The organism is Arthrobacter paludis (assembly GCF_056782315.1).
On sequence record NZ_JBXAEW010000009.1, the window covers coordinates 25,525 to 39,539 of the forward strand.

The 14,015-nt window shown below is 73.5% G+C and carries 12 protein-coding genes; 6 read left to right on the forward strand and 6 right to left on the reverse strand.

Annotated elements, in window-relative coordinates:
- The first annotated feature begins 126 nt into the window (after nucleotides 1-126).
- Nucleotides 127-900, forward strand: coding sequence for a hypothetical protein (locus tag AC1Q5D_RS09010; RefSeq protein ID WP_481738253.1), 774 nt, complete (start codon nucleotides 127-129; stop codon nucleotides 898-900).
- Nucleotides 901-936: 36 nt separating this feature from the next.
- A complete protein-coding gene (locus AC1Q5D_RS09015) occupies nucleotides 937-1,710 on the forward strand; it encodes a class F sortase (RefSeq protein WP_481738254.1) in 774 nt (257 codons plus the stop codon).
- Between the two features lie 47 nt (nucleotides 1,711-1,757).
- Here the strand turns inward: AC1Q5D_RS09015 and AC1Q5D_RS09020 are convergent, their stop codons facing one another.
- Both AC1Q5D_RS09020 and AC1Q5D_RS09025 read right to left on the reverse strand, forming a co-directional pair.
- Entirely contained in the window at nucleotides 1,758-2,864 is a 1,107-nt protein-coding gene (locus tag AC1Q5D_RS09020; protein WP_481738255.1) for an N-acetylglucosamine-6-phosphate deacetylase, read from the reverse strand.
- Nucleotides 2,861-3,607 carry a GntR family transcriptional regulator gene (locus AC1Q5D_RS09025; protein WP_481738256.1) on the reverse strand — a complete coding sequence of 249 codons (747 nt, stop codon included), beginning with the start codon at nucleotides 3,605-3,607 and terminating at the stop codon, nucleotides 2,861-2,863. Before AC1Q5D_RS09025 ends, AC1Q5D_RS09020 begins: the two co-directional genes overlap by 4 nt.
- 106 nt (nucleotides 3,608-3,713) lie before the next feature.
- Here AC1Q5D_RS09025 and nagB point away from each other — a divergent pair, with 106 nt between their 5' ends.
- Nucleotides 3,714-4,493, forward strand: a complete 780-nt coding sequence (nagB, locus tag AC1Q5D_RS09030) for a glucosamine-6-phosphate deaminase (protein ID WP_481738257.1) — start codon at nucleotides 3,714-3,716, stop codon at nucleotides 4,491-4,493.
- A 15-nt stretch (nucleotides 4,494-4,508) separates the two neighbouring features.
- Here the strand turns inward: nagB and AC1Q5D_RS09035 are convergent, their stop codons facing one another.
- Both AC1Q5D_RS09035 and AC1Q5D_RS09040 read right to left on the reverse strand, forming a co-directional pair.
- On the reverse strand, nucleotides 4,509-6,035 hold the full coding sequence (locus AC1Q5D_RS09035) for a signal peptidase I (protein ID WP_481738258.1): 1,527 nt from the start codon (nucleotides 6,033-6,035) through the stop codon (nucleotides 4,509-4,511).
- Nucleotides 6,036-6,148: 113 nt separating this feature from the next.
- Nucleotides 6,149-6,544: a hypothetical protein gene (locus AC1Q5D_RS09040; protein ID WP_481738259.1), complete on the reverse strand. Its 396-nt coding sequence runs from the start codon at nucleotides 6,542-6,544 to the stop codon at nucleotides 6,149-6,151.
- Between the two features lie 375 nt (nucleotides 6,545-6,919).
- Between AC1Q5D_RS09040 and AC1Q5D_RS09045 the strand changes: the two genes are divergently transcribed.
- Nucleotides 6,920-9,307 carry an exo-alpha-sialidase gene (locus AC1Q5D_RS09045; RefSeq protein ID WP_481738260.1) on the forward strand — a complete coding sequence of 796 codons (2,388 nt, stop codon included), beginning with the start codon at nucleotides 6,920-6,922 and terminating at the stop codon, nucleotides 9,305-9,307.
- 211 nt (nucleotides 9,308-9,518) lie between these two features.
- Nucleotides 9,519-10,667, forward strand: coding sequence for a P-loop NTPase family protein (locus AC1Q5D_RS09050; protein WP_481738261.1), 1,149 nt, complete (start codon nucleotides 9,519-9,521; stop codon nucleotides 10,665-10,667).
- A gap of 44 nt (nucleotides 10,668-10,711) precedes the next feature.
- Here the strand turns inward: AC1Q5D_RS09050 and AC1Q5D_RS09055 are convergent, their stop codons facing one another.
- Entirely contained in the window at nucleotides 10,712-11,128 is a 417-nt protein-coding gene (locus AC1Q5D_RS09055) for a hypothetical protein (RefSeq protein WP_481738262.1), read from the reverse strand.
- Nucleotides 11,129-11,404: 276 nt separating this feature from the next.
- A complete protein-coding gene (locus tag AC1Q5D_RS09060) occupies nucleotides 11,405-12,211 on the reverse strand; it encodes a response regulator transcription factor (protein ID WP_481738263.1) in 807 nt (268 codons plus the stop codon).
- 291 nt (nucleotides 12,212-12,502) lie between these two features.
- On the opposite strand from AC1Q5D_RS09060, the gene glmM reads away from it, so the two are divergent.
- On the forward strand, nucleotides 12,503-13,855 hold the full coding sequence (gene glmM, locus AC1Q5D_RS09065) for a phosphoglucosamine mutase (protein WP_481738264.1): 1,353 nt from the start codon (nucleotides 12,503-12,505) through the stop codon (nucleotides 13,853-13,855).
- Nucleotides 13,856-14,015 lie beyond the last annotated feature (160 nt).

Consider the following 14,015-nt stretch of genomic DNA (forward strand, 5'->3'; position numbering starts at 1 on the left):
AATTTTCCCGGTTTCGGTCCAATCCGGGCGGGGCGCGGCTCCGAATGTGGAGTGCAACACCTCCGATGCACGCACACTCCGGGGCGGCTCCAGACGGGGCGGCCCCACCGAGGAAGGGAAGTATCCATGAGGAAGCTCCACCTGCTGGCCGTTCCGGCCATGACCCTGGGAATGCTCGCCGCGACGGCGGCCGGGGCCTCGGCCCAGACCGGGTCGCATTCGTTCCAGGCCGAGCTCGAGGCGCTGAATGGAAGCGGCGCCACCGGCTCCGTGATGGTCTCGCTCGAGGGCGACCAGGCCACCGTCACCCAGGAGGTCAGCGGACTGGCCGAGGAGTTCAACGGCGACCCGTACCCGCACGTCCAGCACGTCCACATCACCACCGACACCCAGGGCATGTGCCCGACGCCGGACGCGGACGAGAACGGGGACGGCATCGTCGACACCGTGGAGGGGATCCCGGCCTACGGCAAGGTCGCCACCACGTTCACCAGCGAGGGCGACACCAGCGCCAAGGCCGCCACGGACCTGGCCGTCGCCGGGATGGGAGGAAGCTACACGTATGAGCGCACCTTCACCATGAACGCGGAGACCGTCGAGGCGATCAAGGCCGGCAACGGCACCGTCGTCGTCCACGGGCTCGACCCCGCCACGCTGAGCGAGGAGGCCGCCAACGCCAAGTCGAACCTCGTCCCCGAGCTGCCCCTGGCGGCCACCGCCCCCGCCCTCTGCGGGACGCTGGCGGCGTCGCAGATGGACATGCCGGCCGGCAACCCGGAGACCGGCGGCGGCAGCACGGCCGGGATGGACTCCGAGGCGATCGCCCTCGGCGGCGGCCTCGTCCTGGTCGCGGCCGGTGCCGGCGCCTACATGGTCCGCCGCCGGGCCGGCCAGGAATAGTCACCCGCAGGACGACACCGGAAAGGAACCGCGCCGATGCGCTCTGACGCGAACAAGAAGGACAGGGGCAGGGCGCTCGCCGTGGCTGCCGTTGCCGCAACGGGGCTCGTCGGCACGGCGCTCATCGGGGCCGGGGTGAGGGGGGAAGAGCCTCCCCCCTCGCCGCCGGCCTCCGCAGCGGTTGCGTCCCCGGCGGGCTCCGCCGGGCCGCAGCCCCCGGTCCCCGCCGACCCGCCGCCGACGGCCGACACGCGGCCCGGCGCCAAGGCTGCGCCCAAGCCCCCCGCGGGCACGCCTGCGGCGGAGGCCCCGCAGCCCGCGCCAGAGGACCTGCTCCTCGGGCCGTCCCAGCCCACCCGGCTCACGATCCCCTCGATCGACGTCGACACCGGCCTGATGAACGTCGGGCTCCAGTCCGACGGGACGATCGGCGTCCCGCCCCTCACGGCGGATGCGCCGGCCGCGTGGTACGAGCGCGGCCCCAGCCCCGGCGAACGGGGCCCGGCCGTCATCCTCGGCCACGTCACCGCGCTGGGGGACCGGGGCCCGGCCGTGTTCTTCAAGCTCGGGGCCCTGCGCCAGGGCGACCCGATCTCCGTGACCCGCGCCGACGGCCGCGTCGCCGTGTTCACCGTGACCAGAATCGTGCAGACCCCCAAGCCGGAGTTCTCCACCCTGGGCACGTACGGGAACACCGACGGCGCGGAGCTGCGGCTGATCACCTGTGGCGGGGAGTTTAACGAGGACACGCTGCGGCACGCGGACAACATCGTCGTCCACGCGAAGCTCACCTCGACCCGCACCGCCTGACGGCCGGTCCCGCCGGCCGGGTGCCGGCGCGCGGCGTCGGGCCGCGCCTACGCCGGCGGCGGCACCAGCCGGCCGTCCGCGTCCAGCAGCACCGGCGCCGGCGCGCCCGGGCGCAGCGTCCCCGCCCACCCGTGCCCGGCGGTGTCCAGGCCCAGGGCCCGCGCCGGCAACGCCGTCGCCGCCTCCACGGCGGCGGCCAGCGGCACCCCTGCGGCCACGGCGCGGGCGACGGCGGCGTCCATCGTCAGCGTGCTGCCCGCGATCGCCCCGCCGCCCGCGAGCCGGGCCACCCCGCCGGACACCTCCACGTCCAGCTCCCCGAGCCGGTACGCGCCGTCCCCGCACCCGGCCGCCGCCATCGCGTCCGTCACCAGGGCCACCCGTCCCGGGGCCAGGGCGAACAGCATCCGGACCAGCGGCTCGTGCACGTGCACCCCGTCCGCGATGAGCTCCAGCGTCACGTGCGGGGAGTCCAACGCCGCGGCGACCGGCCCCGGCGCCCGGTGGTGCAGTCCGCGCATCGCGTTGAACGTGTGCGTCAGGACGGAGGCGCCGGCGTCGAACGCGGCCTTCGCCGTCGCGTAGTCGGCGTCCGTGTGCCCCACCGCCACGCGCACGCCCCGCGCGGCCAGGAACCGCGTCGCCGCGAGGCCCTCGTCCAGCTCGGGTGCGAGCGTCACCTGCCGCACCAGCCCGCCGCCGGCCTCCAGGAGCGGGGCCAGCGTGGCGGGCGTCGGCGCGACGAGGTGGTCCGGGTGGTGGGCGCCGCGGTGCGCAGGGGACAGGCACGGCCCCTCCAGGTGCGCGCCGGTCAGCAGCGGGGACCCGAGGCCGGCGAGCCCGCGCAGCGACGCGGCCAGGGCGGGCAGCGGGTTCGCGACCAGCGACGCCACCAGAGCCCCCGTGCCGCGCGCCGCGTGGGTGGCCAGGACGGTGTCCGCGCCGCCGTCGTCCTCGAAGGCCGCCCCGCCGCCCCCGTGGCAGTGGATGTCCACGAAGCCCGGCACCAGGTACGCCCCGCCCGCGTCCACGGTCCGCTCGGCCGCGTGCCCGCGCCACCCGTCGCCGGTCCCGGCGGCGGCGATCCGCCCGTCATCGACGAGCGCCCACGTGGGCCCGGCCAGCGGGGCGGCGGAGTGGATGAGCGTGCTCATGCGGTCCTCTCGATCGTGGTCTCGTAGCCGTAGCGGTCGCCGCGGTAGAGCGTCTCGGTGTGCTCGACGGGACGCCCGCGCGCCGTGAACCCGGTGCGCACCACGCGCAGGGCGGCCGCGCCGACGGCCTGGTCCAGCAGCCGCGCCTGCCCGGCGTCCAGGTTCGCGGCCGTGATCGACTGGGCGGCGCGGACGATCCGGTTCCCGTGCGCGGCGAGCTGGGCGTCGAGGGAACCGGCGGGGTCGGGGAGGGCGCCCCCGAGCGCGTCGGGCGCCAGCCGCGCCGTCTCCAGCGCCAGCGGCGCGCCGTCGGCCAGCCGCAGGCGGGACAGGAGCACGACGGCGGCGCCCGGGTCCAGCCCCAGCGCCCGGGCCGTGTCCGGCGGGCAGGGTTCCTCGCGGCACTCCAGCGGGGTGGACGACGGCGCCAGCCCGCGCTCGGCCATGTCCTCGGAGAAGCCGGTCAGCCGCAGGGTCTTGCGGATCTGCGAGGGGTCGGCCGCGTACGTGCCGGAGCCCTGCACGTGGTAGACGAGGCCCGCGCGCTTCAGCTGCGCGAGCGCGCGGCGGACGGTCTCGCGGCTGACGCCGAACTCGGCCTGGAGGTCCCGCTCGGTGGGCAGGGCGTCGTGCGGGCGCAGCGAGGCGCGGACCCGTTCCTCGAGGGCGGCCGCGACGACGGCGTACTTCGGGGCAGTGGTCCGGACTTCTTCTGGCTGCTGGTCGTCCTCCGGATGCGGCATGGCATCCAGTATGACCCAAAGATGCCCAACTTCATGCCAGCCCAGACCCAACTTCGAAGGAGCGACCCCTCTTTTTGGTCCGGACCAATCGGACTATGCTGGGAGCATGGAAATCATCGTCCTGCCCGACGCCGACGCCGTCGGCCGCCACGCCGCGTCCCTCATCGCCGACACGATCGCCGGGAAGGACGAGCCCGTCGTCGGCGTCGCCACCGGCTCGAGCCCGCTGGCCACCTACCGGGAGCTCGCGGAGCTGGTGCGCGGGGGGCTGGACGTCTCGCGGACCACGGCGTTCGCCCTGGACGAGTACGTGGGCCTGCCGGCGGGGCACCCGGAGAGCTACCGCTCCGTCGTCGACCGCGAGGTGACCCGGCCGCTGGGCCTGGATCCGGCGCGGGTCCACGTCCCCGACGGGGCGGCCGCGGACCTGGGGGCGGCGTGCGCGGCCTACGAGGACGCGATCGCGTCGGCCGGGGGCGTGGACGTGCAGCTGCTGGGCATCGGGGCCAACGGGCACATCGGCTTCAACGAGCCCGGCTCCTCGCTGGGCAGCTCCACCCGGGTCAAGACGCTGGCCCCGCGGACCCGGCAGGACAACGCCCGGTTCTTCGGCGGGGACCCGGAGGCCGTGCCCGTGCACTGCCTGACCCAGGGCATCGGCACCATCCTGCGCGCCCGCAGCGTCCTGCTCGTGGCGTCGGGGGAGGCCAAGGCGGAGGCCGTCGCCGCCATGGCCGAGGGCCCGCTCGGCGCGTTCTGCCCCGCGAGCGCGCTGCAGCTGCACGCGGACGCCACGGTCGTCGTGGACGAGGCCGCCGCGTCCCGGCTGGCCCTGCGCGAGTACTACGACTTCGCCCGGGACCACACGGCGGACCTCGCCGGGTAGCCCCAGGCGGGGCGCTTAGGCCGCGGGCTGAGGTGCGGTCGCCGGGTTCTCGGACCGGGCGCCGCCGACGCGGAACCGGTACGCCGTCCCGTCGTCCTGGACCACGAAGGTGTCCACCTCGCTGCGCGACCAGTGCAGGATCATCAGGTCGTAGCGCTCGGCGATGCGGACCAGGGTGCCGAAATCCGGCACGTCGACCACGGGGCTCTGCGGAGCGTGGGCGGTCGGTTCGACGGCGATGATCCGCGAACCCCACCGGCGTCGGATGGCGGCAACCGCGTCGGAGGCGGCCTCGGCGCGGCGGCGCCGCCCGAGGAGGGCCAGCAGGGCCAGCGCCCCGGCGGAGACCGCCAGCAGCGCGGGTGCGAGGAGGCGGGCGGCGCCCGAGGTCAGGCTCCAGCGGCCCAGCGTGAGCGCGGGGGATCCCTCAGTGGCAGCCGACTCCTCGTCGGTGACGGACAGGGACGCAGGGTCGGAGACGGAGAGCTGGAGGGGGCTCATGGTGAGCTCGAGGGCCGGAGCGAATTCGGAGCCGCCGGAGGCCACGGTCGGGACGACTTCGACGGTGACGGGGTTGGTCGGAAGGCCGGTGACCGCGGCGGCGCGGTCCACGCGGTGCTGGATGTCGGCAAGGTCGAGGCGGACCGTCCCCTCGAGCCCGGTTCCCTGAGCGGGTGTCGGCCCGCCAAGGGGGATGCTCGTGCGCCAGCCGCCCGGCGTCGAGACCTCGGCGGCGACCGTTACGGTGCCCTCTGGACCCGTGTAGGAGTAGTGGACATCGACCGCCTCGGTGACGTTGCGGAAGACCGGCTGGGGCGAGCGGACGGTCGTTTCGTCGTAGGCGGGGGTCCGGGGAACCTCGGCCGTGTAGGAGAAGTCGACGCGGCCGCCGTGCCCGGGGACCCCGGAGGGGCCGGCTGGAACGGACCACGCCCAGGCACCGAGCGCCACGGCGAGCAGGCCCGTCGCCATCGCCCCGGCGGTCCAGCCGCGCAGTGGGGCGTCCAGCAGGCCGGGAGAAGCCGGGGCGACGCCGGGGGTCTTGGAGTGGCGGGACATCGGCTTCCTTCTGTCGGTCCGGCGGCGCCGGCGTCGGCTGGTCGAGCGCGCCGTCCCGCCCAGAAGGGCGAACGCGGCGAGGCCGAGCATGGGAGGGGAGGTGGCGACGGCGAGGGCGTCGCCGGCCCGGGGGAGATGGACGACCGCCTTGCCAATGAGCTCGTCGGCGGAGGGGCGGTCCACGTCGAGGGAGACGTTGTTGTCGCCTTTGAGCGTGTAGGCGTCGGCGTCTCCGCCGACGATGCGGTGGAGGGCGATCTCCCCGCTGGATTCGACGTGGTAGGCGACGATGTCGCCGCGCGAGTAGCGCTCGGCCCGGGACAGGACCACCAGATCGCCCTGGTGGTACACGGGGTTCATGCTGACGCCGTAGGTCCTGACGAAGGCCGCCTGCCCGCTGGCCAGGAGCACCGCGGCCACGGCCCCTGCCAGGGCGGACAGCACGAGCAAGAGCGTGAGCGTGCGTCGGGCGAACCGCTTCATGGGGGCTCCTTTCCGTGCCGGACCTAGGCTGTGGACGGCGGCGCCCCTTGGTGGGCGGCCGTTGGGGTGCGGCCGCCCACCGGAGGGGCGCGGGGCGAGAGCCCCTCGAGGGACTACTCGGCGACGGTGACGGCCAGGCTGGTCAGGCCGGTGTAGCCGGTCTCGGTCGTGGCGGGAGCGAAGGTGCACTCCGAGGCGTTGGCCGACACCACGGTGCAGTTGAACGAGCCGCCGGAGCCGCCGGTCGGCGCCACGGACACCGTGCGGCCGTCGGCCGTGTCGGCGAAGGCGAGGGTGATGGAATTGACCTCCGTCTTGGTCGTGGAGTCCGTGAATCCGTAGGAGACGCCGGCCAGGGTCGCGCCAGTCACCGACTGGGACACCGTGCCGCCGATGAACTGGCTGGACGGTGCGGTGGTGGCCAGGCCCGTCCCGGTGAAGGCGGCTCCTCCGGCCAGGGCGACGCCGGCAACGGCAGTGGCGGCGAGGATCTTGTGGGAAGTGCGCATGGTGCTCTCTTTCGGAAGACCGGGAACCGGGGGTGGCTCCTCGAGTGGGGGGTGGTTGGGCCGTGGCCCGGGATCCGCCTCGCGGCCCGTGCATCGTGGGCCTGCGGCGATGTTTCGAGACTACGGACGGCGGGCCGCACCGGGACCGGGGCTGGGGCATTCCTGCTGCTCTGCTCGGCGCGGCCTGTGGGCTTGTGCCGAACCTGTGCATCCCCTGCCCTCCTGTTGTGCCGGGGGTGCGCTCCCGCTGTGCCTTCAGGCGGCCCGCTTGACGCGTGACCGCGTTCACACCAGACTGGCATCGGATGTCCTACCTCTTCCCATGACCGTCCAGCACGGTGCGCCGCCTCAGCGCATCCGGAAAGGCCAGAGAAGATGAACACCCCCATCACCGCACTTCCCCCTGCCCGCCGCCGCCCCGCCCTGAAGCGGGCCGGCCGGGTCCTCGCCGCGGCCGCCACGATCGGCCTCGCCGTCCCGCTCGCGCTCGCCGGCCCCGCCACCGCGGCCACGAGCGTGCCCGGCGCGGATCCGTTCGCCGCCCCCGGCGACTACACCGAGCAGAACCTCGGCGCCGACCGCACCGCGGAGAACTTCTTCTACCGCATCCCCGCGCTCGTGCACCTGGGCGACGGCGTCGTCCTCGCCTCGTGGGACGCCCGGCCGGGCTCGGCCGCCGACGCCCCGAACGCCAACAGCATCGTCCAGCGCCGCAGCACCGACAACGGCAAGACCTGGGGGCCGATGACCACCATCGCCGCCGGCCACGTCGGCGACGCCGACACCCCCAAGTACGGGTACAGCGACCCCAGCTACGTGCACGACGAGGAGACCGGCACCGTCTTCGCGTTCTTCGTCTACTCCAAGGACCAGGGCTTCCACGGCAGCGAGTGGGGAAACGACGACGCGGACCGGGACGTCATCAGCGCCGCCGTCGTCGAATCCACGGACGGCGGCGCGACCTGGAGCGAGCCGCGGCTGATCACCGACGTCGCCAAGCCCGGCGCGGACAAGACCGCCGACCCGGGCGACGTCCGCTCCACGTTCGCCACCTCCGGCGCCGGCATCCAGCTCAAGTACGGCGAGCACGCCGGCCGGCTCATCCAGCAGTACGCGGGAGTCGTCAAGCAGGCCGACGGCAGCACCCCGATCCAGGCGTACTCCGTGTACTCCGACGACCACGGCAAGACATGGCAGCGCGGCGAGTTCGTCGGCACCGGAATGGACGAGAACAAGGTCGTCGAGCTCTCCGACGGCCGGGTCATGATGAACTCCCGCGACTCGAGCCGCAGCGGCTTCCGCAAGGTCGCCATCTCCACCGACGGCGGCCACAGCTACGGGCCGGTCCGCATCGAGCGGCAGCTGACCGACCCCACCAACAACGCGCACATCACCCGCATGCACCCGGACGCCCCGGAAGGCAGCGACGAGGCCGCGAAGCTCCTTTACACGGGCGCGAACCACCCGACCAGCCGCGAGAACGTCTCCGCCCGCGTCTCCTGCGACGACGGCCGGACCTGGCCCGGCTCGCGGACCATCAGGCACGGCTTCTCGGCCTACTCCGTCGCACAGGCCCTGGACGACGGCCGCTACGGCGTCTTCTACGAGGGCAGCTACACCGACGACATGGTGTTCGGGCAGTTCGGCGAGGACTGGCTGAACTACGTCTGCGCCCCGCTGGCCGCGGATCCGCTGGCGCTGGACGCCGGCGCGACCGCCACGGCGAAGGTCACCGTCACCAACCAGGAGGCCGCGGCCCTCACCGGGACGCTGACCGTCGCGGGAACGGGCTGGAAGGCCGGGACGGCCGAGGTCAGCGTCGCCGCCGGCGGCACCGCCACGGTCGAGGTCCCGGTCACCGCGCCCGCCACGGCCAACGGCGAGGCCGCGCTGCAGGCCGTGTTCACCGCCGCCGACGGCCGCGAGTCCCAGGGCCGGATCACGGCGCAGGTCGACGGGCGGGAGATCGTCGGCCTGGACATCGCCGGGAAGCGCGGCGACGCCGCGCGGGACCTCGCCGCCGACCCGTACGCGGCCGGCGAGAAGGTGCCCTACACGTTCAGCGTCACGCACACCGGCAACGTCAACCAGTGGGTGGTCCCGACCGAGGGCAACTTCGCGCCGTTCGCCGCGGCCCCGGTCGGCCAGCCCGCCCCCTCGGGCAACTGCCGCTGGTCCAACCTGAGTCCCGGCGCGTCCTACGACTGCACCACGCCCCGGCACACGGTGACCGAGGCCGAGCACGCGGACGGGTTCTTCGTCCCGAGCACCGTCTGGACCACGGGCAAGGTCCCGGAGTACACCACGGTGGCTGAGACCTACGAGGTCACCGGCGACGAGGTGGACCTGCGCGAGCGCCGGCCCGCGGTCACCGCGACCGCCGGCGCCGGGCGCTACGCGGACACCGACGGCGACGGCCGGGTCTCCGCCGGCGACGAGGTCGCCTACCCGGTGACCGTCGCCAACTCCGGCAACGTGCGGCTCACGGATGTGGCGGCCGACGGCGGCGCCCTGGCGGGCGAGCTCGCCGTCGAGGCCGAGGCCACCGGGACCGTGGTCCACGTGGTCACCGCGGCCGAGGCGACGTCCCGCACCGTCGCCGCCGGCAGCGTCGACGTGACCGCGGAGAACGGGTCCCTGGCCACGGGGGCGACGGCCGAGCTGCCGGCAGTCCAACTGCCCGAGGGCAACTCCACCGCGTGGTGCGCCGCCTCCGCCGCCGGTGGGGCCGGCGCCAGCGAGTGCGGACCGGTGCGCGGCTAGCGCGGCACAGACGCCACCTGCCCCCGGCTCTTCGGTCCGCGCGCCGACCACGGCGCGCGGACCGCAGTGGCGGCCCACCTGCGCATCATGGTTACCCCATGGTTTTGCCTGTTACCTGTTGCATGCGGTCGGAGCCCATTGGCCGGCCGCAACCACTTGGAATCTCTCGAGGTCCACCCCGGATACCGAGGACCGAGGACAGGAGCAGGCCATGAGCGCCACTGTTGAAGTGACCCCCGCACTCCACGCCGGCACCGCCACCAGCCCCCTCGACCCCCAGCGCCTGCTGCAGGTCCGCAAGGCCTACACGACCCGCTTCGCCGCCGGCGCCATCGAGGCCGACCCGACGGGGTTCAGCCTCCTGACCGGCTCCGGCGTGGTGCCGCGCGCCGGCGACCTCGTCCTGGCCCGCGTCACCGAGATCGGCAAGCACACCCGGCTGGAGAGCCCGGTCTCCCGGCGCCAGCTGCTCTTCCCGGGCCAGGAGATCCTGGTCGCGTACGGGCACCGGTACGCCCCGGACCAGTTCCTCGCCCACGTGCCCGGGTCGCTCGAGCCGTGCCACCTGGTGGCGGGCGGCGGCGTTGCGGGTCTCGTCACGGCGATGCACGCCTCCATGGAGGCCCCGACCGGGATCGAGCCGCTGGGGCTGATGGCCGACGCGGACGGCGCCCTGAACCTGTCCGCCTTCGCGCCGCTGTCCGACGCGACCGGGGCACTGGCCCGGGAAGCCGGCCCAGACGGGCCGCGTCCCGTCGTGCTCGCCGTCCTGGGCTCGTCGATGAACTCCGGGAAGTCCACGGTTCTGGGTTGCCTCGTCCACGGGTTGTCCAACGCGGGCCTGAAGGTCGCCGCGGGCAAGGCCACCGGCACCGGGGCCGGCAACGACCCGAACCTGTTCCGCGACGCCGGCGCGGTCCGGGTCATCGACTTCACGGACTTCGGCCACGCCACGACGTTCCGTCTGGACTATGCCCGCGTGCGGGCGCTGCTGGGAACGCTCGTGGACGAGCTTGCCGCGGGCGGCCCCGACGCGGTCGTCGTCGAGATCGCCGACGGGCTCTTCCAGGGCGAGACGCGCCGGCTGCTCAACGACCCCGTTTTCCACGCCGCCGTCGACCACGTGCTGTTCGCCTCCCAGGACGCCCTCGGCGCGACCGCGGGGCTGCGCATCCTGAGGGAGGCCGGCCTGGCAGTCGCCGCGGTCTCTGGTCTGCTCACCAACTCCCCGCTGGCCGCGGCCGAGGCCAGCGGCGAGTTCGATGTTCCGCTCATCAAGACCTTCGACTTGTGCAGCCCGGACACCGCGCTCGGCCTGCTCCCGCGGCATGCCGCCGGGGAGTGCGTGCGCGGCCAGTAGTTCCCCCCAGGCCTACTGGCCGCGCAGTCTTTGGCGGAGCGCCCCTAACCGCGCAGCTGCTCCGATGCCTCGCGCTCGAGCCGGAGCGCGAGCCTTCTCAGCCGCTCCACGGCGTCGCGGCCCAGCGGGTCCATGCCGGAGAGCATGTCCCGCACCCGGTCCCAGCCCTGGGTGCCGGCCACGTCGACGGCGCGGTGGATGCGCGACGCGTAGGAAGCCAGGGCCTCCTCGTCCAGCAAGGAGGCCGCCGAGCGCAGGGACAGCGTGGCGTCGAGGGCCGCGGCGGTCTCGTGGCGCCAGATGGACGCGGTGATCCGGGCGCGGCGCGAGGGCCAGAGCCGCACGAACGACTGGGCGACCTCGGCGGTGCGGGCACAGCCGAGCATCTCGACGAGACCCGCCACGCCCACCGGCAGGGCCTCCTCGCCTGCCCGCCCTGTGTCCGGCCCTTCGGCATCCATGGAACAAGCGTGCCGCTCGTGGGCGCCGAAGCGGCCTAAGGAACGGGCAATCTCCGCTCCAGAATCGCCAAAGTCCGTGTTGCCATGGTTTGACCGGATCTTGTGTGTAACCACTGTGGAGCCTTGATCGGGATGGGGGGACATTGGTGGTCCCACGCCGCAGTCAGAAGCCGGCGGCAACAGGTGGCCGCGCCGCCGTCATGGAGGAGGCGGCGCGGGCACCGCCCCGGGGGAGGAAGGCGCCGGGCTGGGCGTCCGCAGCGGCCGCCGACAGGGTCAGCGGGTGGCGGGGGCGCAGCGGTAGCCGACGCCGCGGACCGTCTCGATCCAGCGCGGCGACTTCGGGTCCTCGCCCAGCTTGCGGCGCAGGTTGCCCATGTGGACCTCGACGGTGCGCTCGTCGGCCCGGGAGACCCAGGTCCCTTCGTCCGGGTCCTCCCCGCGGACGGCTCGGGCGAGGACCTGCTTCGTCAGGACGCGCCCGTGCCCGCCGAGGATCGTGGAGAGGAGCGTGAATTCGGTCGGGGTGAGCCGGACCGACTCGCCCTCGAGCTCGACCCGGTAGGTCTCCGGCGACACGAACAGGCCGTTGTGCGCGAGGTCGCCGGTCCTCGATTCGGCGGCGGGATCAAGGGACTTCGATGCGCCCGCCCAGGCCGGGACGGCAGGGATGGATTCCGCGGGGATCGCCCCTCTGGCTTTGGGTGCCTGGTGCAGGGCGGAGCGGCGCATGATCGCCTCGACGCGGGCCCTGAGCTCCCGGGGGCGGAACGGCTTGGTGACGAAGTGGTCGGCCCCGCTGTCGAGTCCCATGACGGTGTCGAGTTCGTCCGAGCGGGCGCTGAGGATCATGATCGGAACGGTCGAGTGCTGGCGGATCAGCCGGGCCGTCTGGAACCCATCGATGCCGGGCAGGCCGAGGTCGAGGGTCACCAGGTCGGGCGACTTGGCTCTCACGAGCTCGACGCCCTCCATTCCGTCCTCGGTGGCGTGCACGGTGAAGCCGGATTGCTCGAGGATCATCTCCAGGAGCGTGCGGATGTCGTCGTCGTCCTCGACGACGACCGCTACCCGAGAGTGCATGACGCCCGCCCCTTCCGCCGAGCATGGTCCACCGGTGGCGACAATGAATGTGAAGCATGTCTCACCAAATATTGAATCACAACGTCCCGTCGATTCGGCCCCGTTGTGGGTCCGCTGTGGAAATCCTGCGGGGCCGCGGGCACGCCCGGCCTGAAGCCAATTCGTGACGTTCCAGCCGGCTTCGAAGCCGCACCTGACGCGGGACGTTCCGTGTTTTGTGGCGCACCAAGGGGCGAATCGATGCCCGTCCGTGACAGGAGGGGCATCCCGGCCCGCCTATGATTGACCCCGATGGCACGACTCTTTGGCACGGACGGCGTCCGTGGAACAGCGAATGAACTGATCACGCCCGAGCTCGCGATGAAGCTCGCGCAGGCGGCCGCCGTCGTCCTGGGCTTCAACCAGGTGCCGGCGGGGAAGCGTCCTGTCGCGGTGGTCGCGAAGGACCCGCGCATCAGCGGCGACTTCATTGGCGCCGCGATTGAGGCAGGCCTCGCCGCGGCCGGCGTCGACGTCTACGACGCGAACACGCTGCCCACCCCGGCGGCGGCGTTCCTCGTCGCGGACCTCGACGCGGACTTCGGCGTGATGATCTCCGCCTCGCACAACCCGGCCCCGGACAACGGCATTAAGTTCCTGGCCCGCGGCGGGCAGAAGCTCGACGACGCCCTCGAGGACGCGATCGAAGCCGAGATGCTGAACGAGCCGCGGCGCCCCGTCGGCGGCGAGGTCGGCCGCGTGCGCCGCTTCGCCGACGCCGAGGACCGCTACGTCGTGCACCTGCTGCAGACCATGACGCACCGCCTCGAGGGCCTGAAGGTCGTCCTGGACTGCGCCCACGGCGCGGCGAGCGGCTGCTCCCCGGAGGCGTTCAACGCCGCGGGCGCCGACGTCGTCGTCATCGGCGCGGAGCCGGACGGCGTGAACATCAACGACGGCTACGGCTCCACGCACCTGGAGAAGCTCCAGGCCGCCGTCGTGGAGCACGGCGCGGACCTCGGCATCGCACACGACGGCGACGCCGACCGCTGCCTCGCCGTCGACCACGAGGGCACCGTCGTGGACGGGGACCAGATCATGGCCGTCATGGCCGCCGCGCTCAAGGAGCGCGGCGCACTCAAGAACGACACGCTCGTCGCCACCGTCATGTCGAACCTCGGCCTGAAGCTCGCCATGAAGGCCGAGGGCATCACGGTCCGCGAGACGTCCGTCGGCGACCGCTACGTGCTCGAGGCGATGCGCGCGGAGGGCCACAGCCTGGGCGGCGAGCAGTCCGGCCACGTGATCTTCTCCGAGCACGCCACCACGGGCGACGGCGTGCTGACCGGCCTGCAGCTGGCCGCGCGCGTCGCCGGCACGGGCCGGTCCCTCAAGGACCTGGCCGCGTGCATGACCGTGCTGCCGCAGGTGCTCATCAACGTGCGCGGCGTGGACAAGGCCGCGGTGCAGGAGAACGCCGCCGTGGCCGCCGCCGTCGCCGAGGCCGAGGCAGAGCTCGGGGCCACCGGCCGGGTGCTGCTGCGCCCCTCCGGCACGGAGCCGGTGGTGCGCGTGATGGTCGAGGCCGCGGACCCGGCGACGGCGGACGCCGTCGCCAAGCGGCTGGCCGCGGTCGTGGAGACCGAGCTGGCGCTGGCCGCGTAGAGCCGTAGAGGACGACGGCGGGGCGCGCCGTGTTTTCCGGAGTCCGGATTTCAGACATCTACGCGCGGGTCAACCAGCGTGGACCAGAGTGTTGAGATGCTGCCCCGTGTGCCTACAATGACAAGATCCCGCTCAATACACCCTGCGGGCCAATAGCGTC

Excerpts from the sequence above, each read along its gene's own strand:
- AC1Q5D_RS09010 (WP_481738253.1), top strand. The coding sequence starts at position 127 with ATGAGGAAGCTCCACCTGCTGGCCGTTCCGGCCATGACCCTGGGAATG.
- AC1Q5D_RS09015 (WP_481738254.1), top strand. The coding sequence starts at position 937 with ATGCGCTCTGACGCGAACAAGAAGGACAGGGGCAGGGCGCTCGCCGTG.
- AC1Q5D_RS09020 (WP_481738255.1), bottom strand. The coding sequence starts at position 2,864 with ATGAGCACGCTCATCCACTCCGCCGCCCCGCTGGCCGGGCCCACGTGG.
- AC1Q5D_RS09025 (WP_481738256.1), bottom strand. The coding sequence starts at position 3,607 with ATGCCGCATCCGGAGGACGACCAGCAGCCAGAAGAAGTCCGGACCACT.
- nagB (WP_481738257.1), top strand. The coding sequence starts at position 3,714 with ATGGAAATCATCGTCCTGCCCGACGCCGACGCCGTCGGCCGCCACGCC.
- AC1Q5D_RS09035 (WP_481738258.1), bottom strand. The coding sequence starts at position 6,035 with ATGAAGCGGTTCGCCCGACGCACGCTCACGCTCTTGCTCGTGCTGTCC.
- AC1Q5D_RS09040 (WP_481738259.1), bottom strand. The coding sequence starts at position 6,544 with ATGCGCACTTCCCACAAGATCCTCGCCGCCACTGCCGTTGCCGGCGTC.
- AC1Q5D_RS09045 (WP_481738260.1), top strand. The coding sequence starts at position 6,920 with ATGAACACCCCCATCACCGCACTTCCCCCTGCCCGCCGCCGCCCCGCC.
- AC1Q5D_RS09050 (WP_481738261.1), top strand. The coding sequence starts at position 9,519 with ATGAGCGCCACTGTTGAAGTGACCCCCGCACTCCACGCCGGCACCGCC.
- AC1Q5D_RS09055 (WP_481738262.1), bottom strand. The coding sequence starts at position 11,128 with ATGGATGCCGAAGGGCCGGACACAGGGCGGGCAGGCGAGGAGGCCCTG.
- AC1Q5D_RS09060 (WP_481738263.1), bottom strand. The coding sequence starts at position 12,211 with ATGCACTCTCGGGTAGCGGTCGTCGTCGAGGACGACGACGACATCCGC.
- glmM (WP_481738264.1), top strand. The coding sequence starts at position 12,503 with ATGGCACGACTCTTTGGCACGGACGGCGTCCGTGGAACAGCGAATGAA.